Raw genomic sequence first — 20,085 nt, 5'->3', positions numbered from 1 at the left:
CAAGGGCCGATGTCGGGGGGGTGATCGGGCCGGGCGGGGCAACGGCCCCGGCCGGGACGGCGACGCGCCCGGGCCGGTCCCGGCGCCGAACGTGCCGAGGACGGCTCAGGCCGTCTCCGGCACGGGCGTGACGAGCGCGCCGCGGTCGAGGAAGCCGGCGAGGTTCTCCAGGGTCAGGCGCTCCATCTCCGCGCGGGTCTGGACCGTGGCGCTGCCGACGTGGGGGAGGAGCACGACGTTGTCCAGCGCGAAGAGGGCCTCGGGGACGTGCGGTTCGGCGGCGAAGACGTCCAGGCCGGCGCCGCCGAGAGCGCCCGTCGTGACCATCTCGACCAGCGCGTCCTCGTCGATGACGCTGCCGCGGGAGACGTTGACCACGTAGCCGCCGGGGCCGAGCGCGCGCAGTACGTCGCGGCTGACCAGGCCGCGGGTGCCGGCGCCGCCGGACGTGGCGACGATCAGCACGTCCACCGCGGCGGCCAGCGCCTCGGGGGAGCCGGCGTACGCGTAGGCGGTGCCGGGCACCCTCCTTCGGCTGTGGTAGCTGACGGGGCAGCCCAGCGCGGCGAACCGGGCGGCGATGGCGCGGCCGATGCGGCCGAGGCCCAGGACGCCCACCCGGGCACCGCTGACCCGGCGCATCAGCGGGAAGCCGCCGTCGCGCGGCCACCGCCCCGCGCGTACGAAGCGGTCGGCCGCGGAGAACCCGCGGAGCAGGTCGAGGGTGAGCCCGAGCGCCGTGTCGGCCACGCAGTCGGTGAGCACGTCGGGGGTGTTGCTCACCAGCACGCCGCGCCGGCGGGCGAGCGCGGTGTCCGTGGTGTCGTAGCCGACCCCGAAGCTGATGACGGCGCCGAGGCGGGGCAGCGCGGTCATCAGGTCGGTGCCGACGCCGAAACGGCCCGAGGTCACGGCGGCGACGACGTCCCCGCCGTGCGCGGCGAGGAACGCCGCGCGCTCCGGGCCGTCGTCCGGCAGCTCCAGGGCGTCGTACGAGGTGCGCAGGGTCTCGGCGAGCGAGGGCCCCAGCGGGCCGACCCGCAGGACGCGGCCGGCCGCGGCCCTCCCGGGGCGGGTCATGCGTCGGCTCCTTCCCCGGCCGCGCCCCGGACCGCGCCTCCGGCCGGCTCCCGGTCGAGCGCCGGGCGCTTGGGGTCGAAGCGCCAGCCGGGCACGAGGTACCGCATGGCGACGGTGTCGTCGCGGGCGCCGAGGCCCTCGCGGAGATAGAGCTCGTGCGCGGCCTCCAGCCGGTCGTGGTCGACGGTGACGCCGAGGCCCGGCGCGGTCGGGACGTCGATCCCCCCGTCCTCGATGACCGGCGGGTCGACGGTGAGCCGCTGGCCGTCCTGCCAGATCCAGTGCGTGTCGATGGCCGTGATGTCTCCGGGGGCGGCAGCGGCGGCGTGGGTGAACATCGCCAGGGAGATGTCGAAGTGGTTGTTGGAGTGCGAGCCCCAGGTGAGCCCCCACGCCTCGCACAGCTGGGCGACGCGGACCGACCCCGCCAGGGTCCAGAAGTGCGGGTCGGCCAGCGGGATGTCGACGGCGCCGGCGCGTATCGCGTGCCCGAGCTGCCGCCAGTCGGTGGCGACCATGTTGGTGGCGGTGGCCAGACCGGTCGCGCGCCGGAACTCCGCCATCACCTCCCGGCCGGAGTAGCCGTCCTCGGCGCCGCAGGGGTCCTCGGCATAGGCGATGACGTCGCGCAGGGCGCGGCCGTGGCGGACGGCGTCGGCGAGCGGCCAGCAGCCGTTGGGGTCGAGGGTGATCCGGGAGTCCGGGAAGCGCGCGGCGAGCGCGCGCACGGTCTCGACCTCCTGTTCGCCGGGCAGCACGCCGCCTTTGAGCTTGAAGTCCGTGAAGCCGTAGCGCTCCCGGGCCGCCTCGGCGAGGGCGATGACGGCCTCGGGGGTCAGGGCCTCCTCGTGCCGTCGCCGGCTCCAGGCGTCGACGGCGTCCGGCTCGGCGCGGTAGGGCAGGTCGGTGCGGTTGCGGTCACCGACGAAGAAGAGGTAGCCGAGGACCGGTACGCGGGTGCGCTGGGGCCCGTCGCCGAGGAGCTCGGCGACGGGGACGCCGAGGAACTGGCCGTGCAGGTCCAGCAGGGCCGCTTCCAGGGCGGCCTGGACGTGCACGGTGGTGCGCAGATCGTAGGTCTGCGCACCGCGGCCCCCGCGGTCGCGGTCCCGGAACTCCGCGCCGACCGCGCGGACGACGGACCGGTGCCGCGCGGGGGACTGGCCGGTGACCAGCGGGGCAGCGTCCTGCAGGGTGCGCCGGATCGCCTCGCCGCCCGGCACCTCACCGACACCGGTCCGGCCGTCCGAGTCGGTCAGCAGGACGACGTTGCGCGTGAAGTAGGGGCCGTGCGCGCCGCTGAGGTTCAGCAGCATGCTGTCGTGGCCCGCCACCGGAACCACCAGCAGCGCCGTGACGACGGGGGTGCCGGAGGCGACGGGCGCGGCGGAGCCGTCAGTCCCGGGTGAGCCGGCCATCGACCTGCCTCCACAGTCCGAGGGAGTTCGTCTCGTCCACCGGCGCGGGCAGCAGCCCGGCGGGGACGTTCTGGTACGCGACCGGCCGCAGGAACCGGTCGATCGCGAGGGTGCCGACCGAGGTGCTGCGGCCGTCGGAGGTGGCGGGGTACGGGCCGCCGTGCACCATCGCGTGGCCTACGTCGACGCCGGTGGGCCAGCCGTTGAAGACGATCCGCCCCACCTTGTCCTCAAGCAGCTCCAGCAGCGGCGCGGCGAGTTCGCCGTCGTCGGCGGCGGCGTGCACGGTCGCGGTGAGCTGGCCTTCGAGGGCACCGAGTACGGCGCCGAGCTGCCCGGCGTGCTCCAGGCGCACCACCAGGGACGCGGCGCCGAAGACCTCCTGCTGCATGGCCGGCTCGGCCGCGAAGGCGTCGCCGGTCGTGGTGAAGAGGCGGGCCCGTCCCGGCGCCGCGATGTCGTCGCCGACGGGACCCGCGGCCACCTGCGTCACGTGGTCGAGGCCGCCGAGGCGGGCGACGCCCTCGGTGTACGCGGTGTGGATGCCGTCTCCGAGCATCGGCAGGGTCTGGCCGGCGGCGATCGCGGTGGCGGCCGAGTCGGTGAAGGCGTCGAGGTCGGCACCGGCGACGCCGAAGACGAGGCCGGGACAGGTGCACAGCTGGCCGGCCCCGGTGGTGAGGGACTCGGCGAACTGCCGGCCGAGTTCCGCGGCACCGTCGCGCAGCGCGCCGGGGAGCAGCACGACGGGGTTGATGCTCGACATCTCCGCGTAGACGGGGATGGGCACGGGGCGGGCCGCGGCGGCGCGCATCAGCGCGGTGCCGCCGGCGCGGGAGCCGGTGAAGCCGACGGCGCGTATGTGCGGGTCGGTGACCAGGGCGACGCCGACGTCGCTGCCGGCGCCGAAGACCATCGAGAACACGCCCTCGGGCAGGCCGTGCCGGGCCACCGCCCGCTGGATCGCGGTACCGACCAGCTCCGAGGTGCCGGGGTGGGCGCTGTGGGCCTTCACGACGACGGGGCAGCCGGCGGCGAGGGCGGAGGCGGTGTCACCGCCGGCGACGGAGAAGGCGAGCGGGAAGTTGGACGCCCCGAAGACCGCCACCGGGCCGAGCGGGACCCGGCGCTGGCGGATGTCGGGTCGGGGCAGCGGCGTGCGGTCGGGGAGCGCCGGGTCGATGCGGGCGCCGGCCCAGTGCCCCGCCCGGACCAGGTCGGCGAAGAGCCGGAGCTGGCCGGTGGTGCGGGCGAGTTCGCCCCGCACCCGGGCGCGCACGATGCTGGTCTCGCGGACGACCCGCTCGACCAGGTCGGCGGAGATCGCCTCGATCCCGGCGGCGATGTCCTCCAGGAAGGCGGCCCGGGCGTTCGGCGCGGTGGCCCGGAACGCGGGGAAGGCGTCGGCGGCGAGGGCGGCGGCCCGGGCGGCCTCCGCCGCGCCGCCGAGGCCGAACGCGGGGGAGAGGCGCTCCCCGGTGCGGGGGTCGACGCCGTGCACGGTGCCGTGGGTCCCGTGCACGCGCTCGGCGCCGATCACCATGGCGCCGGACAGCGCGCCGCCGCCTCCGGTGCCTCCGCTGCCTCCGGGGTCGCCTCCAGTGTCGTCGTGCGTCATGTCAGACCACCTTCTTCACGAGTTCGGCGAGTTCCGCGTGCTCGTCCCCGGTGAGATCGGTCAGCGGGGGGCGCACCGGGCCCGCCGGGTGGCCGGCGGCGGTGAGCCCGGCCTTGACGATGGAGACGGCGTAGCCGGGGGCGCGGTCGCGGATCGTCAGGTACGGCAGGACGAACTCGCGCAGCCGGGCGTAGACCTGGTCCTTGTCGTGGGCGCGTACCGCCGCGTAGAAGTCGGCGGCCCACCGGGGGGCGAAGTTGAAGATAGCCGAGGAGTATGTGGTGGCGCCGAGTTCGAGGTACGGCAGGGCGTAGGTCTCGGCGGTGGGGAGGCCGCCGATGAGGACGAGGCGGTCGCCGTGCTCGGCGTGCAGCCTGGCCATCAGGTCGATGTCGCAGACGCCGTCCTTGAACCCGACGAAGTTCGGGAACTCCGCCACCAGGCGGGCGACGGTCCCGGCGGTGAAGCGGGCGTTGGCGCGGTGGTAGACGACCACGCCGAGGGAGGTGGCCGCGCACACCCGCGCGACGTGGGCGTGGAGGCCCTCCTGTCCGACCTCGGTCAGGTACGGCGGCAGCAGCAGGATCCCGTCGGCACCGTTCTCCTCGGCCTGCCGGGCCATCGCGGTGGCGGTCGCCGTGCCGTAGCCGGCGGCGCCGACGACGGGCAGGCCGTCCGCGGCCTCGGCGACCGTGGCCCGCAGCACCGCCTCCACCTCGGTGTGGGTGAGGGAGAAGAACTCGCCGGTGCCGCCGGGGGCGAAGAGGCCCGCCACGTCGTAGCCGGTGAGCCGCTGCAGGTGGGCGCGGTAGGCCGGCTCGTCGAAGGCGTAGTCCGCGGTGGTGTGGGTGACCGGGAAGGACAGGAGGCCGGAGCCCAGGACGCGGCGTAGGTCGTCAGGCGAGAAGCGGGCCATGGGGGTTCTCCAGGATCGGATGGTGAGCGCAGCAGATCGTCAAGCTAACAGATCAGGCACAGACATGAAAACATCGTCTACATATGCAATCCTCGTGCAGAGGCTGCGCATTCCCTTGACGCTTCTCCGGGTGCCCCTCTACCGTGCGTTCACTGATCGAGACGGCATCTACATTTGTGGACGCAGATGCGGATGCCGCGGTGGAGGAATCCCATGTCCCCTGTTTCCGACCCCCGCCCGGCCCGTGCCGGTGGACGCCGTCGGCGTGCGGCCGTATCGCTGGTGCTCTCCACGGCGCTGGCGGCCAGTGCCTGCACCGTGGCCAACAGCGACTCGGTGACCGCGGACGGCGACGCGCTACGCGTCGTGCTGCCGGAGGAGCCGCCCACGCTGGAGCCGTGCGAGGCTTCCCTGACCTCGACGGGGGTGGTGGTGCGGTCCAACATCACCGAGCCGCTGACCGAACGCCACCCCGGCACCGGCGAGCTGGAGCCGAAGCTCGCGACCTCCTGGAAACGCACCTCCAGCACGGAGTGGACGTACCGGATCCGCAAGGGGGTGACGTTCAGCGACGGCTCGCGCTTCGACGCCGAGGACGCCGCCTACTCCATCGACCGGGCCGTCAACTCCGAGCTGGGCTGCAACGTGGAAGGGTACGTCTTCGGAGACACGGACCTGAAGGTGGCGGCGCCGGACGCGCACACGCTCACCGTGGCCACCCCGAAGGCGGATCCCATCCTTCCGCTGCGGCTCTCCTTCATCGAGATGGTGCCCACGTCCACCGACGCCGAGAAGAAGGTCCGCGAGCCGGTCGGCACCGGCCCCTACCGGATCGCCAACTGGGAGCCGGGCCTGCGGCTCACCCTGGCCACCAACAAGCGGTACTGGGGCCGGGCTCCGGCCTACGGCAGCGTGGACTACCAGTGGCGCACCGAGGGCAGCGTCCGTGCCGCCATGATCGCCAACGACGAGGTCGACGTGGCCACCTCGCTCAGCCCCGAGGACGGCGCCGGCGACGCCGCCGAGCAGTACCCCAACAACGAGACCACCGCCCTGCGGATGCAGGTCACCGAGCCGCCGCTGGACGACAGGCGGGTGCGCCAGGCGATCAACTACGCGATCGACCGCGAGGGCATCGTCGGCTCGCTGTTCCAGGGGAAGGCAAAGGCCGCCGCCCAGCTCGTGCCCCGGGGAGTCGTCGGATACAACGAGAGCCTGCAGCCCTGGCCGACCGACCTCGCGAAGGCCAGGAGGCTGCTGGCCGAGGCGGAGGCCGACGGGGTCGACGTGGACCGGTCGATCCGGTTGATCAGCCGGACCGCGCTGTTCCCGAAGGTCGACGAGACCGTGCAGGTCATCCAGAACCAGCTGAACGACCTCGGCCTCGACATCGACATCGAGATGAAGGACACCGCGGGCAGCACCGAGTTCCAGGAACGCCCCTTTCCCGAGGACGCGGGCCCCTACCTGATGCTGATCCAGCACGGCAACCAAGCCGGTGACGCCGCCTTCAGCATGGATCAGTACCTGCTCAGCAAGGGCTACCAGAGCTCCGGAGGCACCGCCGCGTTCGACCGGAAGATCAGGGCCGCCGAGGCCCAGACCGGAGCCGAGCGCCAGGACGCGCTCGCCGAGGTCTTCGCCGACGAGCCGGACGAGATCTCCCAGTACGCCTACGTCGCCCACATGTACGGGGTCATCGCCCTCGCCCCGGACGTGCGCTACCGACCGAACTCCGCAACCGGTGACGAGATGCGGCTCGCCGAGTTCACCCCCGCCGACTGACCGTGCCCTGCGGCCGGTGCCACGCCCGGCGCCGGCCGCGGGCGACCGACTCCCACCTGGGGACAGCGATGTTCCATTTCGTCCGCCGCCGCATGCTGAGCAGCGTCCTGCCGCTGGTCGCCGTGCTGCTCGGTGTCTTCGTGCTCGCGAGGCTCACCGGTGATCCCGCATCCTTGTACCTGCCCGAATCCGCCACCCCCGCCCAGCGCGCGGCCTTCACCGAGCGCAACGGCTTCGACGACTCGATATGGCAGCAGATCGCCGACTACTTCGGCGGCGTGTTCCAGCTCGACTTCGGCGAGTCGCTGCGCACCGGCGAGTCGGCGGCGACGATGGCGCTGCGGGCCTTTCCCGCCACCCTCCAGCTCGCCGGCGCCACCATGCTGATCGCCGCGGCCGGCGCCGTGGTCATCGGCAGCTGGGCGGCCTTCCGCCCCAACTCCCTGGCCGACCGCATCGCCTCGTTCCTGTCCATGACCGCCGCCAGCGTGCCGGACTTCTGGTTCGCGATCACCGGCGTGTGGATCTTCGCCGTCGGCCTCGGGGCGCTGCCCACCTCGGGCGTCAGCGACGGCATGCTGTCCTGGGTGCTGCCGGTCGCCACCCTGGCGATCCGCCCGCTGGGCGTCCTCACCCAGGTCGTGCGCGGCGCCATGGTCTCCGCGCTGTCCGCGCCGTACGTGCGGCTGGCCCGCAGCAAGGGCGCCGGCAGCGTTCGGGTGGTCAGCCACCACGCCCTGCGCAACGCCGCGGCGCCCGCGCTGACCGTCGCCGGCGACCTCACCGTCTCGCTCGTCAACGGAGCGGTGGTCGTCGAGACGATCTTCGGCTGGCCGGGCATCGGGAAGCTGATGATCGACTCGATCACCGGCCGGGACTTCGCGGTGCTGCAGGCCGCGGTGCTGCTCACCGCGATGACCATCTTCGTGCTGAACATCGTCATCGACGTCTGCTACGCGCTGCTCGACGCGCGCGTCCGCGAGACGGCGACGGTCTGAGGAGGACACCGTGAGTTCCCTGTCCGACAAGGCCGCGGACGGCCGTCCCGGCACCGGCCCCGACGCTCCCGCCGCGGGCGCCGAGCCCGCTGCCCCGGCCCGCGACAGCCGGGTCAGCCTGTGGCGCATGCTCCTGCGCGACCGGGTCGCGACCGCCGCGGCGGCGGTGCTGTCGCTGGTCGTGCTCACCGCCGTGTTCGGCCCGCTGCTGGTCGGGTCCGCCGCCACCGAGCAGGATCTCGACAACACCAACCAGCCCCCGTTCTCCTTCGACGACGGGTGGCTCGGCATCCTGGGCACCGACCCGCTCGGCCAGAGCGTGCTGGCGCGGCTCGTCGTCGCCGCCCGCACCACCTTCAGCGTGGCGGTCCCCGCGGTGGCGCTCGCGCTGGCGATCGGCGCGCTGGTCGGCATGTGGGCCGGCTACCACCGCGGCCTGCGGGAGACGCTCGCGATGCGCGTCGCCGACATCATCATGAGCTTCCCGTCGCTGCTGATGGCGGTCGTCGTGCTGTACGTCTTCTCGCCCAGCGTGGCCAACCTCGTCGTGGTGCTGGCGATCACCCGCATCCCGGTCTACCTGCGCACCGCCCGGGCGGAGTCCACCGAACTGCAGAGCCGCCTCTTCGTCGACGCGGCCAGGACCTTCGGCACCTCCAGCGGTGCCATCATCCGGCGGCACGTGTTCCCCATCGTGCTGCCGACCCTGCTGACCCTGGCCACCCTGGAGTTCTGCTACGTCATGCTCGCGGAGTCCTCGCTGAGCTTCCTCGGCATCGGCATCCAGCCGCCCGACGTCAGCTGGGGCCTGATGGTCTCCCAGGGGCGCAGCTATCTGCAGACCGCGTGGTGGCTGACGTTCTTCCCGGGGCTGGCCATCATCGTCACGACGGTGTCGGCGACCGTGCTGGCCGCCTGGGCGCGGCTGGCCACCGACCCCGCCCAGCGCTGGCGGCTGACGCTGCCGCGCCGGGCCCGCCGCGCCCGCAACGCACCGGCACCCCAGGAGGCACAGTCGTGACCGGCACCGTCCTTGAGGTCGACGGCCTGAGCGTCGACATCCGCACCCCGCACGGCACCGTACGCGCCGTCGACAAGGTGAGCTTCAGCGCCCGGCGCGGCCGGACGCTCGCGCTGCTCGGCGAATCCGGCTGCGGGAAGTCGATGACCGCCCAGGCCGTCGTCTCGCTGCTGGACCCCACCGCCGAGGTCGCCGGGGGCCGGGTCCTGCTGGACGGCACCGACCTGGTCGCGGCCGACGAGCAGACCCGCCGCGCGATGGCGGGTCCCGAGCTGGCGATCGTCTTCCAGGACGCGCTGACCGCGCTCAACCCCGTCTACACGGTGGGCACCCAGCTCGCCGAGCCGTTCCGGATCCACCGCGGGCTCTCCCGCAAGCAGGCCCGCCGGGAGGCCGTCGACCTGATGGCCAGGGTCGGCATCCCCGAGCCGGAGACGCGCGTCGACACCTACCCGCACCAGTTCTCCGGCGGCATGCGCCAGCGGCTCCTGATCGCCGTCGCCGTCGCGCTCTCGCCGTCCGTGCTCCTCGCCGACGAGCCGACCACCGCGCTCGACGTCACCGTGCAGGCGCAGATCATGCAGCTGCTGCGGGAGCTGCGCACCGAGCGGGACATGAGCGTCGTGCTCATCACCCACGACCTGGCGCTCGTCGCGGAACAGGCGGACGAGGTCGCGGTGATGTACGCGGGCAACGTGGTCGAGTCCGGGCCCGTACGGGAGGTCTTCGACCGGCCCCGGCACCCGTACACCAGGGGCCTGCTGGATTCGGTGCCGGTGCACGCCGCCCGCGGCGAGCACCTGAAGTCCATCGGCGGCGCCCCGCCGGACCTGCACTCCATCCCGGCCGGCTGCGTCTACCAGGACCGCTGCCCGCTGGTGCGGGACCTGTGCCGGACCCGCCGGCCGGAGCCCGCCGAGGTCGCGCCCGGGCGCACGGCCGCCTGCCATTTCTCTGCCGAGGTGAAGTGATGACCCACACAGCCGACACGGCCGGCACAGCCGGCACGGCCGACCCGTCCGGCGAGCCCCTGCTCCAGGTCCGCGACCTGACCAAGACGTTCCCCGTCCGCAGCGGCGGCCGGACGCGGCAGCTGCGCGCGCTGGGCGGCATCTCCTTCGACCTGCGCCGCGGCGAGACCCTCGGCCTCGTCGGAGAGTCGGGCTGCGGCAAGTCCACCCTGGCCCGCACGCTGCTCATGCTGGAGCGGCCCGACAGCGGCACGGTCCGCTTCGACGGCGTGGACCCGTTCACGCTCAGGGGAGCCCGGCTGCTCCAGTGGCGGCGCCGGGTGCAGATGGTCTTCCAGGACCCGTTCGCCTCCCTCAACGCCCGGATGACGGCGGGCGACATTGTGAGCGAGCCGTGGCGCACCCACAAGGACCTGTTCCCCTCCGCCAAGGAGCGCGGCGCCCGGGTGCGCGAACTGCTCGGCCTCGTCGGGCTGCGCGCCGGCGACGAGCACCGCTACCCGCAGGAGTTCTCCGGCGGCCAGCGGCAGCGGATCGGGATCGCCCGCGCGCTCGCGCTCGACCCGGACGTGATCGTCTGCGACGAGCCCGTCTCCGCGCTCGACCTGTCCGTACAGGCCCAGGTGCTCAACCTCCTGAACGACCTGCAGCGGCAGCTCGGCGTCTCCTACGTCTTCATCTCCCACGACCTGTCGGTGGTGCGGCACGTCGCGGACCGGGTCATGGTGATGTACCTCGGCGGGATCGTGGAACAGGGCGGCACCGAGGCCGTCTTCGGCCGCGCCCTGCACCCGTACAGCGCCGCGCTGATGTCCGCCGCCCCCTCGCTCGACGAAGCCGGGCGCGGCCGGCAGATCATCCTGGAGGGCGAGCTTCCGTCCCCGCTCTCGCCGCCGTCCGGCTGCCGTTTCCGCACCCGGTGCTGGAAGGCGACCGACGAGTGCGCGGCCGCGTCGCCGGAGCCGGCCCCCGACCCGGAGGACGGCGGGCACACCGCCGCGTGCTTCCACCCGATGGGGAAGGAGGCCGAGCCGGTACCGGCGGGCCGGGGAGCGCGGTGACGCTCACCGGCTACCTCGTGATCGCGGCCGCGGTGGTGCTCGCGTCCTGCCTGCAGGCGTCCATCGGCTTCGGCATGGGGATGTTCGCCGCGCCGGTGGTGGCGCTGGTCGACCCCGCGCTCATCCCGGGCACGCTCATCATCATGGCGGCCATGGTCACCCTGCTGGTGGTCATGGCCGAGCGGGAGCACATCGACCTGCGCGGCACCGGCTGGGCGCTCGTGGGCCGGGTGCCCGGCACCGTGGCCGGGGCGCTGCTGGTGGCGACGCTGCCGGCCCGCGGCCTCGCGCTGCTGCTCGCGGGCGTGGTGCTGGTCGGCGTCGCCCTCGCCTCGCTCGGCTGGGCGCCGCGCCCGCGCCGGCAGAACCTCGTGCTGGCCGGCTCCGCGTCCGGGCTGCTGGGCACGGCGACGTCGATCGGCGGACCGCCGATGGCGCTGGTGTGGCAGGGCAAGGACGGTCCGATGCTGCGCGGCACGATGAGCGGCTTCTTCCTCATCGGCTCCGTGCTGTCGGTGGGGATGCTCGCGCTCACCGGCTCCATCGGCACCGACACGCTGGTGGCGGCCGCCCTGCTGACGCCCGGGCCGGTGCTGGGGTATGCGCTGTCACGCCACGTCAACCGGCTCCTGGACAAGCGGCGGCTGCGCTGGTCAGCCATCGCGATGTCGGCGCTGGGGGCCGTGCTGCTGATCGGCCGGCAGCTGATCTGAGGGGCCCGGCCGCGGAACGTCTCCTCGGTGTGGCCCGACTGGTGCGGGGTGAGCACGACGTTGTCGAACCCGGTGAAGTCCAGGTGCGACGGCGGCGGTGCACCGGGCTCGCGCGGGTTGCGCCACCACACGTCGACCGCGGCGCCGGCGATGGCCCGTTCGGACAGGGCGGCGTGCAGCGCCTCCTCGTCCACCACCGGCCCGCGGGCCACGTTGACGAGGACGGCGGACGGCTTCATCGCGGCCAGCGCCGCCGCGTCCACCAGCCCGCGGGTCTCCTCGCTCAGGGGCACCGTGACCACGACGACGTCGCTGCCGCCGAGCAGCTCGTGCAGCCGGTCCCGGCCGCCGACCCAGTCGACGTCCACCCCGGCGGGCAGCGGCGCGGCCGGGTCGCGCCGTACCGTGCGCACCCGCATCCCGAGCGCGGCGGCGGTACGGGCCACCGCGGTGCCGATCTCGCCGAGGCCGAGGACGCCGAGGACCCGGCCGGCGAGGACGCCGCCGAACGGATAGGCGTCGTCGACGATCGCGTTGCGCCAGACGCCGGCCCGCATGTCCCGCTCGGCGCGCGCGACGTCGCGCAGGAGCATCATCGACACCATCATCACGTGCTCGGCGATCGAGCGGCCGTGGTGGAAGGTGTTGGCGACCTGGACGCCGGGCCGGAGCGCGGCCAGGGGGATCTTGTCGTAGCCGGCGCCGGTGACGTGCAGCAGCCTGAGCCGCGGCATCCCCGCCAGCAGCCCGGCGGGCGCCGCCGAGCACACCAGGACGTCCGCCGTCGCCGCCGCGGCGCGCACCGCCGGATCGTTGCCGGAGGCGGTGGGCGAGCCGTACGCGAAGGTCCAGCGGTGCGCGGGCCCGGCGCCCTCCGCGGTGAGCACGTCCCGGAACCGGCCCATCACGGGCTCGGTGACCAGGACGTGCAGCGGCGCGCTCACCACCGCGGGCACGCGGGGTCGAAGGCGGGCTCGAACCGGCGCATGTAGCCGGTGTCGTCGCGCTCCCGGATACCGCAGTCGACGTACTGCCGGTGCAGCCGGGCGAGCGCGTCCCGGTCCAGCTCGACGCCCAGGCCGGGGCCGGCGGGCACGGCGACGGCGCCGTCCCGGAAGGTGAGCGCGCCGGGCACGATCACGTCGTCCGCCGGGTCCTTCCACGGCCAGTGCGTGTCGCAGGCGTAGTCGAGGTTGGGGGTGGCGGCGGCCAGGTGGGTCATGGCCGCGAGGCTGATGCCGAGGTGCGAGTTGGAGTGCATGGACAGGCCCATGCCGAAGGTCCGGCAGATGCCGCCGAGCAGCTGGGAGCGGCGCAGGCCGCCCCAGAAGTGGTGGTCGGAGAGCACGACCTGGACGGCCTCCGCGCGCACGGCCGGCGGCAGGTGGTCGAAGGCGACGACGCACATGTTGGTGGCCAGCGGCATGGACACCTCGCGGGCCACCCGGGCCATGCCGCCGATGCCGGGGGTGGGGTCCTCCAGGTACTCCAGCACGCCGTCGAGCGCTCGGCCGACCTCGATGGAGGTGGCCACCGTCCAGGCGGTGTTCGGGTCCAGGCGCAGCGGATGGCGGGGGAAGGCGGCGCGCAGCGCACGTATCGCCTCGACCTCCTCGTCGGGGGCGAACACGCCGCCCTTGAGTTTGATCGCGGTGAATCCGTAGGCGTCGACGACGCGGCGGGCCTGGCGGACGAGTCCGTCGGGGTCGAGCGCGGCGCCCCACTCGTCCTCGTCCTGACCGGGGTGGCCGGCCCACTTGTAGAAGAGGTACGCGCTGTACGCCACCCGGTCGCGGACGGCACCCCCGAGCAGGTCGCTCACCGGCCGCCCGACGATCTTGCCCTGGAGGTCGAGCGCGGCCACCTCGAAGGGGGAGACCACGCGGTCTGCGGCGGCGGAGGTCATCACCATTCCGCCCATGCCGTGGCCGCCCTCGCCGCTGTCGTCGGCGAGCGACGCGGTGACCGCGCGCAGCAGCCCGTTCACGTCGAAGACGTCGAGGCCGACGAGGTGGCGGCCGGCCTCCTCCAGCCGGCGCAGGTGGGGGAGGTCGCCGTAGGACTCACCGAGGCCGTGGACCCCGCTGTCGGTCACCACCTCGACGACCGTGCGCAGGGCGAAGGGCTCGTGCACCCCGACGGTGTTGAGGAGGGGGAGGTCGCGGAAGGCCACCGGGGTCACCCGTACGTCGGCGATCCGGTGCTTCTCGGCGGGCGCAGGAGGGGCGCCCGGGGCACCTGAAGCAGAAGGGGGCATGGCGGCATCCTGTCATGAATCTACGAATGAAGACAATGCCTACGTATGGGGATCTCTTCGCTGACGGTTTCGTATGCGGATGCAAGGTGTATCCATGGAGGGCGGCCCGCCATCGGATGCCCGTCCCGTATGATGGAGCGTACTTTCCCAAGGGGTGACAGAGTGGTGGAAAACGACGCCGCGACAGGCCTGCCCGAGTCGAAGTCCGGCCGCGGCCCTGTCAAGTCGGCCGAGCGCACGGCCCGGATCATGGAGGTGCTGGCCGAGTCCGCGGACGCGTTGAGCCTGAGCCAGCTTCAGGAGCGCACCGGCTATCCGCGCTCCAGCCTCTACGCACTGCTGCGCACCCTGACATCCCTGAAGTGGATCGAGACCGCGGACGGCGAGCAGAGCTACGGCGTCGGCCCGCGCGCCCTGCTCGCCGGCACCGCCTATCTCGACCACGACCCCGCGCTCCCCATCGCCGTCCAGCAACTGGAGAGCCTGCGCGCCGCCACCGGCTACACCGCACACTATGCGCGCCTGGACGCACCCCACATCATCTACCTGGCCACCAGGGAGGTCACCGAGCCCAAGCGCCTCGTATCCCGGGTCGGGCGGCAGCTGCCCGCGCACGCCACCGCGCTGGGCAAGGCACTGCTGGCCGAACGCACCCCGGAGGAGGTGGACGCGATCCTTCCCGAGGAGCCGCTGGCCCGGCTCACGGAGCACACGGTCACCACCCGCTCCGCGCTGCACGCCGAGCTGGAGGCGAGCCAGGCGCGCGGCTGGGCGCTGGAGCGGGAGCAGAACACCCCGGGGCTCTGCTGCGTCGCGACCTCGGTCGGCTACCGCATCCCGGCCACGGACGCGATCAGCTGCTCGATGCCGGCGTCCCGTGCGTCCGACCGCGAGGTCGACCACGTCGCCCAGACGATGCTGCAGCACGCCAACGAGCTGGCCCAGACGCTGCGCCGCAAGGGCATCAGATAGCCGGGAGCCGACCGGGAAGCCGGCGGCCGGCGGACACCGGCGTCTGCGGCACGGGAACGGCTTCCCTGCGCCGGGGGCCGGTCGTCACGGGCCCAGCAGACGGTCCAGGAAGGCGTTGCTGAAGACCCGGTGGGGGTCCAGGGCGTTGAGGACACCTGTGGCCTGGTGCCATTCGCCGGTGCCGTACGAGGCCGGGACGGCCGTGCCGATGACCTCCTCGTCCGTCCAGGCCGCCGTGTCCGAGTAGGCCCAGCCCTTGGACCACTCCACCCGCGTGGCCGCGTACCGGCCGTCGAAGGTGCGCAGGCAGAACCGCTCCAGTTCGCGGTAGAACTCCGCCGCGCCCGGCGTCGTGGGCTGGGTGAGGACGTCCACCCATACCGCGCAGTCCCATTCCGGGTGGTCCGGATGCGGGCGGATGACCGACAGGAGCGGCGGGCCCGCGCCCGGGGCCGCCGTGTCGCGGGGCTGGTCCAGGCCGCAGACGCGGATCTGCACCTGGCCGTTGACGGGGAAACGTCCCCTGGCGGCCCACGCGTGGAGGCGCTCGCGGTAGTAGCCGGCGAACTCGGAGATCACGCGCTGGACGTCGGCGCGGCTCGTGAGGAACGCGTAGCCGTTGGCCGTCTCGCGCAGTGTGGTGGGGCGCAGGTAGAACGTCAGGTGGTGGGAGGCGCCCCACAGGTCCTTCGCCACGGTGGTGGTCAGCCCGGTCGCCGCCACCGTGAACTGCGCAAGCCCGAACTCCGGCGCCAGGTACCACGCGCCCTCGCCGACCATCCGCCCGAGGAGCCGGGAGACCGGCGTCGGCAGCGAGTCGCTGAAGGGGTAGTTGTACGGTCCCCAGACCGGCCGCGAGGTGATCGGACGCTCCGGGCTCAGGCTCCACACCTTCAGCCACGGGCGATCGGTGAACGCGAACCAGATCGCCTCCACGCGGCCCGTGGCGGACATGAAGTCGGCCATGGTCCGACCGCCAGCCGCGGCGGCGCTGCCCGGCGGGGCGAACAGTTCGTCGGCGCCGATGTCGACCCGGCTCACGCAGCGCAGCGGGGTCTCCTCGCCGGCCTGCAGCACGGCCTCGACGACGAAGGCGCGGCCCAGGTGCGCGGCGAGCGCCTCGCACTCCGGGTCCCGCCCGCGCCGGAAGGTACGCAGCACGTACGCGCCCTGCCCGGCGTCCCACACCACGGCGGTGAGGGAGAGGACGAGGTTGCTGAGGCTGCCGTACGTGTGGCCGGGGCGCGCCGCCTCGCCGTCGGCGGGGACGCTGGCGCCGTGTGCGTCGATGGCGAGTGCGCCGCCGAGGGACAGCTCTCCGGGCGCCGGGGTGTTGGTCACGCCCAGCCCGTGGTCGGCCATGAAGCCCATGAGCGCTTCGAGGAGCACGCCGGTCTGGGCCCGCACCGCGCCGGGGGCACCGGGGGGCGGCTCGGCGAGTTCCATACGGGTCAGGTGCCCGGTGGTGTCCAGCAGCAGGACGCGCGCGTCGGAGGCGGTGGCCTGGGTGATGGTGAGCGGACTCCAGGTGTGCGACATGCCGCGGGCGCGCAGCCGCCAACCGGAGGCGTGCGCCCAGTTGGCCAGGTCGGCGACCTCCTGGCCGGTGCGGGGTGCGCAGGCCCACAGCCCGTGATGGGTGATCTCCCCGGCCCAGTTGACGTACGGCGAACGGTACGGAACCAGTCCGCCCGGCAGTTGGGGCGCGCTGGTCGATGCGGCGGCGTGGGCGGCGGCCGGCGGCAGGGCGGTGAGCCCGCTGACTCCGGCGGCGGCAGCGGTGCGCAGGAGGCCACGTCGCGACGGTAACTCCGGTGAGTTTGCCATGCGTACAACATTAGTGGCCATATGAATCCATTTTGGCGAACCGCTGCTTTTCGCCGGTCTTTCGAGGTCGTGGTGGCGCCCCGGTTGTCGGCCGCCGCCCGCCGCCGCGCCGCGGTACTGCGCGGCTGACGGCGGCGGGCAGTGCGACGCGTCAGCGTGACGACGCTTCCGGCGGGAGCAGCGTGACGGTGTAGGCGTCGTGGTGGTCGGTCCACGGGACGGTGACCGAGGCCGCGCCGTCCGCGACCGCCAGCAGAGTTGCCGGGTTCTGCTGCTCGGGCCAGGCGTACTCGTTGACCTGGAAGTCCCACATCCGGAGGTACTGCTCCTGGGACCGGTTCCAGAATATCGAGAGGTCGGGCTCGTTCCAGACGTCCCACTCCGGATTGATCCCGGCGGCCCGGACGTCCGAGATCAGGCGGTCGAGGAAGGCGTCGTACTCCGTCCAGTCGCCGTTGTCGCCGGGGAAGCGGGGGATGGCGCTGCCGTCGGCGCCCCAGAGGTCGTGCGGCAGCATGGTGAACGTGCCGCCGAGGTCGACGGTGCGCCGGTAGTGGGCGAGGGTGGACTCCCAGCGGCGCTCGTAGCCGCCGGCGACCCAGCCCCGTGGTCCGGAAGGCGAGCCGGTCAGGGGCCTGCGAGGGCGCCCGCGGCCCGGTGGTGGTCCCGGAGGGTCTCAGGACGTCCGGGCCGGGGGCGCCTGCGGCCTATCCGTGGTCGATGCGGTAGAGACCGGAGTCGCTGTTGCCGCCGCCGAAGGAGCTGCCCCACTCCAGGAGGTAGAGCGAGCCGTCCGGGCCGAAGGTCATGTCCATCGGCTTGATGAACCTGGTGCCCGACAGGAAGTCGTTGACCGACGCCGGCCCGCCGCCGTCGGTGCGCAACTCCTTGAGGTAGTTGCGCGACCACTCGTAGAAGAACGCCGAGCCGTTGAACGACTGCGGGAACTTCGTGGTGGAGGGGTTGTCCGCGTCGTAGCGGTACACGGGGCCGGCCATCGGGGCGATGCCGCCCGAGCCGAGCTCGGGGAACTCCGCCGAGGCGCCGTAGCCGTACCACATGTGGGGCTTCTGGACCGGCGGCAGCTCGGTCAGCCCGGTGTTGTTGGGGGACTCGTTGACGGGGTTGGCGCAGTCGAACTTCGGGCCGACCTGGCCGTTGTCGGGGTTGTACGGGGCGTAGGGCTCGTTGTCGCCGTGGCAGAAGGGCCAGCCGTAGTTGCCCGGCTCGCTGATGACGTTGTACTCGCCCATGCCCGCGGGGCCGCGGTTGTCCGTGGCACCCTGCCGGTCGGGGCCGTAGTCGGCCATGTGCACGTCGCCGGTGGCGGGGTCGACGGTGAACCGGAAGGGGTTGCGGAAGCCCATGGCGTAGATCTCGGGGCGGGTGTTGTCCGTGCCCGCGGGGAAGAGGTTGCCGTCGGGGACGGAGTATCCGCCGCCGTCGTTGGGCCGGATACGCAGGATCTTGCCGCGCAGGTCGTTGGTGTTGCCGGCGGTACGCGCGGAGTCCTGCATCTCACGGCCCAGGCGCCAGTCCAGCGGGGCGTAGCCCTGCCAGGCCGGGTCGAGGTTGGGTGCCGTGTCGTCGCCCGTGCCGATGTAGAGGGTGCCGTCCGGGCCGAACTCGAGGCCGCCGCCGGTGTGGCCGGGTTCCGGGAAGGTCCGGTCCCGGTAGGCGGGGATGTCGATCACCTTCTGCTCGCTCGACAGATCCAGGGTGGTGCCCTCAAGGGAGAACGCCGACACCCTGTTGACGTCCTCCGCGCTGCCGGCGGGGGAGTAGTTGAGGTAGACCCTGCCGTTGGCGGCGAAGTCCGGGTCGAGGGCCAGCCCGATGAGCCCGTCCTCACCGCCGGTGTACACCCGGAGGGTGCCGGCGGTAGTGGTGGACCGGGTCGCCGGGTCGAAGACGCGCACGTCGCCGCCGCGCTGGATGTAGATCACGCGGCCGTCCGGCGCGACGTCCAGCTCCATGGGGTCGTGGGTGCCGTCGTCGAGCGTCACCTTCTCGAACGTGTCCTGGTCGGGCGCGTCCGCCCCGCAGTCGCCCGGCACGGTGCCCGACGTCCACCGCACGCCGCCCATCACATGGTTGCGGAAGCCCTCCTCCGCGTAGGCGGCGGCGTCGTGTCCCATGGCGGTGGCCCAGACGCGGCCGCCGGAGGCGACGCTGCACCAGGAGATGGGGTGGTCCTCGCCCATCGCGAACCGGCCCGGGTCGTAGGTCGACTCGTCGACCGTGGCGAGCACGTGGACGTTCGGCCGCGGGTTGGGGTCGAAGTTGTACCACTCCTCGGGCCGTGTCCAGGATGCGGGGAGGTCCTGCGTGGAGGGGTGGTCCGGGTCCTCGACGTGGACGGTGCCGTTCTGGATGCCGGCGGCGTGGCCGGGCATGTGGGCGCCGCCGTTGATGGTCTCGTCCCACCAGGGGAACTCGCCCTCGATGCCCGCGTCGAGGCTGTTGTGGACGGCCACGACGCCTCCGCCGCCGGTGACGTAGTCCTGCATGGCCTGACGCTGTGCGTCGGTGTCCCAGACCATGCCGGAGTTCTGGAGCATGATGACGGCGTCGAAGCCGGAGAGCTCGGCGTCGTTGAAGACGGCCGGGTCCTCGGTCTGGACGAGTTCGATGTCCTGCTCGGCCGCCTCCTCCTGGAACATCCGGATGCCGGCCGGTATGGAGCCGTGGACGTAGCCGACCGCCCTGGTGAACAGCAGGACCCGGGACTCGGCGGCCTCGGCGTGGGAGGCGGTCGCCGTCAGGGCACCGGCGGCGAGCAGCGGCGCCATGGCGAGCGACACGAGGGCGCGCGGGCGTGAGCGGTGTCGTTCCTTCATGTGGGGGGTTCCTCTCAGGTGGGATGCGGCTCCGGCGTTCCCGCTGCGCCGGGTGCACCGCGCGTGGTGGCCCCGATGTGGTCCGGGTGGTCCGGGTGTTCCGGATGTGCGGCGGCCGGACCTGCCGCTGTCAGACCGGTGCCGTGCCGTCGGCAGGGCGGCCCGCGGTCAGCACGCTGATGCCGGGGGGCGTGTCGTCCGGGGCGCGCCGGATCCGGTACACGGCGACTGCCGCGGGGGAGCGCCGGACGGGCGGGTCGACGTATGACCCGGCCGGGCGAGCAGCCCGCGGCGGCCGAACGGTGACGACGGCGACGAGGACATGGGTGTGACCTCTCGTGGGGGGTCCGTATCGCATGTCCGGCCGGTCACGGGCCTCGGTTCCACCCCGGGTACTCCACGTGGCCCGTGAGGAGAGTCCCTGACGGTGCGGGCGATGCGATGCCTGGGTGGTGCGGCGCGCCGCCTGAGGCGGCAGTGTTCGGTATTTCGAGCACTGGTCGACTAATTGAATGTTGATACGTATGATGACCGTGCTTTACGGAAGCGTCAAGAGCTTCCACGATCGGGGTGGGTCCGGGGTCAGGGCTGTCGAGAACCGGAGGTGT

Annotated in this window: 14 protein-coding genes and 2 pseudogenes; 7 read left to right on the top strand and 9 right to left on the bottom strand. The window is 73.1% G+C overall.

Annotated elements, in window-relative coordinates:
* Positions 1-105: 105 nt before the first annotated feature.
* From ABD317_RS04710 to kdgD, 4 genes are read right to left on the bottom strand one after another with little or no spacing between them, the layout of a single operon-like run.
* Complete coding sequence (locus ABD317_RS04710) at positions 106-1,080, bottom strand: 2-hydroxyacid dehydrogenase (protein ID WP_344288103.1); 975 nt, start codon at positions 1,078-1,080, stop codon at positions 106-108.
* Positions 1,077-2,498 (bottom strand): enolase C-terminal domain-like protein, encoded by a 1,422-nt coding sequence (locus ABD317_RS04705; RefSeq protein ID WP_344288101.1) that lies wholly within the window; start codon positions 2,496-2,498, stop codon positions 1,077-1,079. Before ABD317_RS04705 ends, ABD317_RS04710 begins: the two co-directional genes overlap by 4 nt.
* Positions 2,476-4,116, bottom strand: coding sequence for an aldehyde dehydrogenase (NADP(+)) (locus ABD317_RS04700; protein ID WP_344288099.1), 1,641 nt, complete (start codon positions 4,114-4,116; stop codon positions 2,476-2,478). The genes ABD317_RS04705 and ABD317_RS04700 overlap by 23 nt, the downstream gene beginning before the upstream one ends.
* 1 nt (position 4,117) lies before the next feature.
* The gene (gene kdgD / locus ABD317_RS04695) at positions 4,118-5,032 is read right to left on the bottom strand and encodes a 5-dehydro-4-deoxyglucarate dehydratase (protein ID WP_344288097.1); all 915 of its coding nucleotides are present in this window, start codon (positions 5,030-5,032) and stop codon (positions 4,118-4,120) included.
* Positions 5,033-5,314: 282 nt separating this feature from the next.
* Here kdgD and ABD317_RS04690 point away from each other — a divergent pair, with 282 nt between their 5' ends.
* The 6 genes from ABD317_RS04690 (at position 5,315) to ABD317_RS04665 (ending at position 11,581) form a co-directional block, all read left to right on the top strand.
* Positions 5,315-6,817 carry an ABC transporter substrate-binding protein gene (locus ABD317_RS04690; RefSeq protein WP_344288095.1) on the top strand — a complete coding sequence of 501 codons (1,503 nt, stop codon included), beginning with the start codon at positions 5,315-5,317 and terminating at the stop codon, positions 6,815-6,817.
* A gap of 68 nt (positions 6,818-6,885) precedes the next feature.
* Positions 6,886-7,815 (top strand): ABC transporter permease, encoded by a 930-nt coding sequence (locus tag ABD317_RS04685; RefSeq protein ID WP_344288093.1) that lies wholly within the window; start codon positions 6,886-6,888, stop codon positions 7,813-7,815.
* Between the two features lie 10 nt (positions 7,816-7,825).
* Entirely contained in the window at positions 7,826-8,836 is a 1,011-nt protein-coding gene (locus ABD317_RS04680) for an ABC transporter permease (RefSeq protein WP_344288091.1), read from the top strand.
* Complete coding sequence (locus ABD317_RS04675) at positions 8,833-9,807, top strand: ABC transporter ATP-binding protein (protein WP_344288089.1); 975 nt, start codon at positions 8,833-8,835, stop codon at positions 9,805-9,807. The genes ABD317_RS04680 and ABD317_RS04675 overlap by 4 nt, the downstream gene beginning before the upstream one ends.
* Positions 9,807-10,868, top strand: coding sequence for an ABC transporter ATP-binding protein (locus tag ABD317_RS04670; RefSeq protein ID WP_344288087.1), 1,062 nt, complete (start codon positions 9,807-9,809; stop codon positions 10,866-10,868). The genes ABD317_RS04675 and ABD317_RS04670 overlap by 1 nt, the downstream gene beginning before the upstream one ends.
* Before the next feature lie 74 nt (positions 10,869-10,942).
* The gene (locus ABD317_RS04665; RefSeq protein WP_344288119.1) at positions 10,943-11,581 is read left to right on the top strand and encodes a sulfite exporter TauE/SafE family protein; all 639 of its coding nucleotides are present in this window, start codon (positions 10,943-10,945) and stop codon (positions 11,579-11,581) included.
* Positions 11,582-11,625: 44 nt separating this feature from the next.
* Here ABD317_RS04665 and ABD317_RS37745 read toward each other — a convergent pair.
* A pseudogene (locus ABD317_RS37745) lies at positions 11,626-12,486 on the bottom strand (2-hydroxyacid dehydrogenase); the annotation flags it as partial.
* A gap of 35 nt (positions 12,487-12,521) precedes the next feature.
* Positions 12,522-13,838: a glucarate dehydratase family protein gene (locus tag ABD317_RS04655; RefSeq protein ID WP_344288085.1), complete on the bottom strand. Its 1,317-nt coding sequence runs from the start codon at positions 13,836-13,838 to the stop codon at positions 12,522-12,524.
* Positions 13,839-14,000: 162 nt separating this feature from the next.
* Between ABD317_RS04655 and ABD317_RS04650 the strand changes: the two genes are divergently transcribed.
* Positions 14,001-14,810, top strand: coding sequence for an IclR family transcriptional regulator (locus ABD317_RS04650; protein WP_344288082.1), 810 nt, complete (start codon positions 14,001-14,003; stop codon positions 14,808-14,810).
* Between the two features lie 84 nt (positions 14,811-14,894).
* Here the strand turns inward: ABD317_RS04650 and ABD317_RS04645 are convergent, their stop codons facing one another.
* The 3 genes and pseudogenes from ABD317_RS04645 to ABD317_RS04635 form a co-directional block, all read right to left on the bottom strand.
* Positions 14,895-16,637, bottom strand: coding sequence for a cholesterol oxidase substrate-binding domain-containing protein (locus ABD317_RS04645; protein WP_344288080.1), 1,743 nt, complete (start codon positions 16,635-16,637; stop codon positions 14,895-14,897).
* A 151-nt stretch (positions 16,638-16,788) separates the two neighbouring features.
* The gene (locus ABD317_RS04640) at positions 16,789-17,154 is read right to left on the bottom strand and encodes a hypothetical protein (protein WP_344288078.1); all 366 of its coding nucleotides are present in this window, start codon (positions 17,152-17,154) and stop codon (positions 16,789-16,791) included.
* Between the two features lie 196 nt (positions 17,155-17,350).
* Positions 17,351-19,477 (bottom strand): annotated as a pseudogene (locus tag ABD317_RS04635) (ThuA domain-containing protein); the annotation flags it as partial.
* Positions 19,478-20,085 lie beyond the last annotated feature (608 nt).

Origin of the sequence: Streptomyces synnematoformans (assembly GCF_039531005.1) — a bacterium.
Classification (GTDB): Bacteria; Actinomycetota; Actinomycetes; order Streptomycetales; family Streptomycetaceae; genus Streptomyces; species Streptomyces synnematoformans.
This window is presented reverse-complemented; position numbering and strand designations above follow the sequence as displayed.

What these genes read in the sequence shown, in the direction of transcription:
- ABD317_RS04710 (WP_344288103.1), bottom strand. Translation starts at nt 1,080, where the DNA reads ATGACCCGCCCCGGGAGGGCCGCGGCCGGCCGCGTCCTGCGGGTCGGC.
- ABD317_RS04705 (WP_344288101.1), bottom strand. Translation starts at nt 2,498, where the DNA reads ATGGCCGGCTCACCCGGGACTGACGGCTCCGCCGCGCCCGTCGCCTCC.
- ABD317_RS04700 (WP_344288099.1), bottom strand. Translation starts at nt 4,116, where the DNA reads ATGACGCACGACGACACTGGAGGCGACCCCGGAGGCAGCGGAGGCACC.
- kdgD (WP_344288097.1), bottom strand. Translation starts at nt 5,032, where the DNA reads ATGGCCCGCTTCTCGCCTGACGACCTACGCCGCGTCCTGGGCTCCGGC.
- ABD317_RS04685 (WP_344288093.1), top strand. Translation starts at nt 6,886, where the DNA reads ATGTTCCATTTCGTCCGCCGCCGCATGCTGAGCAGCGTCCTGCCGCTG.
- ABD317_RS04670 (WP_344288087.1), top strand. Translation starts at nt 9,807, where the DNA reads ATGACCCACACAGCCGACACGGCCGGCACAGCCGGCACGGCCGACCCG.
- ABD317_RS04665 (WP_344288119.1), top strand. Translation starts at nt 10,943, where the DNA reads ATGGGGATGTTCGCCGCGCCGGTGGTGGCGCTGGTCGACCCCGCGCTC.
- ABD317_RS04655 (WP_344288085.1), bottom strand. Translation starts at nt 13,838, where the DNA reads ATGCCCCCTTCTGCTTCAGGTGCCCCGGGCGCCCCTCCTGCGCCCGCC.
- ABD317_RS04645 (WP_344288080.1), bottom strand. Translation starts at nt 16,637, where the DNA reads ATGGCAAACTCACCGGAGTTACCGTCGCGACGTGGCCTCCTGCGCACC.
- ABD317_RS04640 (WP_344288078.1), bottom strand. Translation starts at nt 17,154, where the DNA reads ATGCTGCCGCACGACCTCTGGGGCGCCGACGGCAGCGCCATCCCCCGC.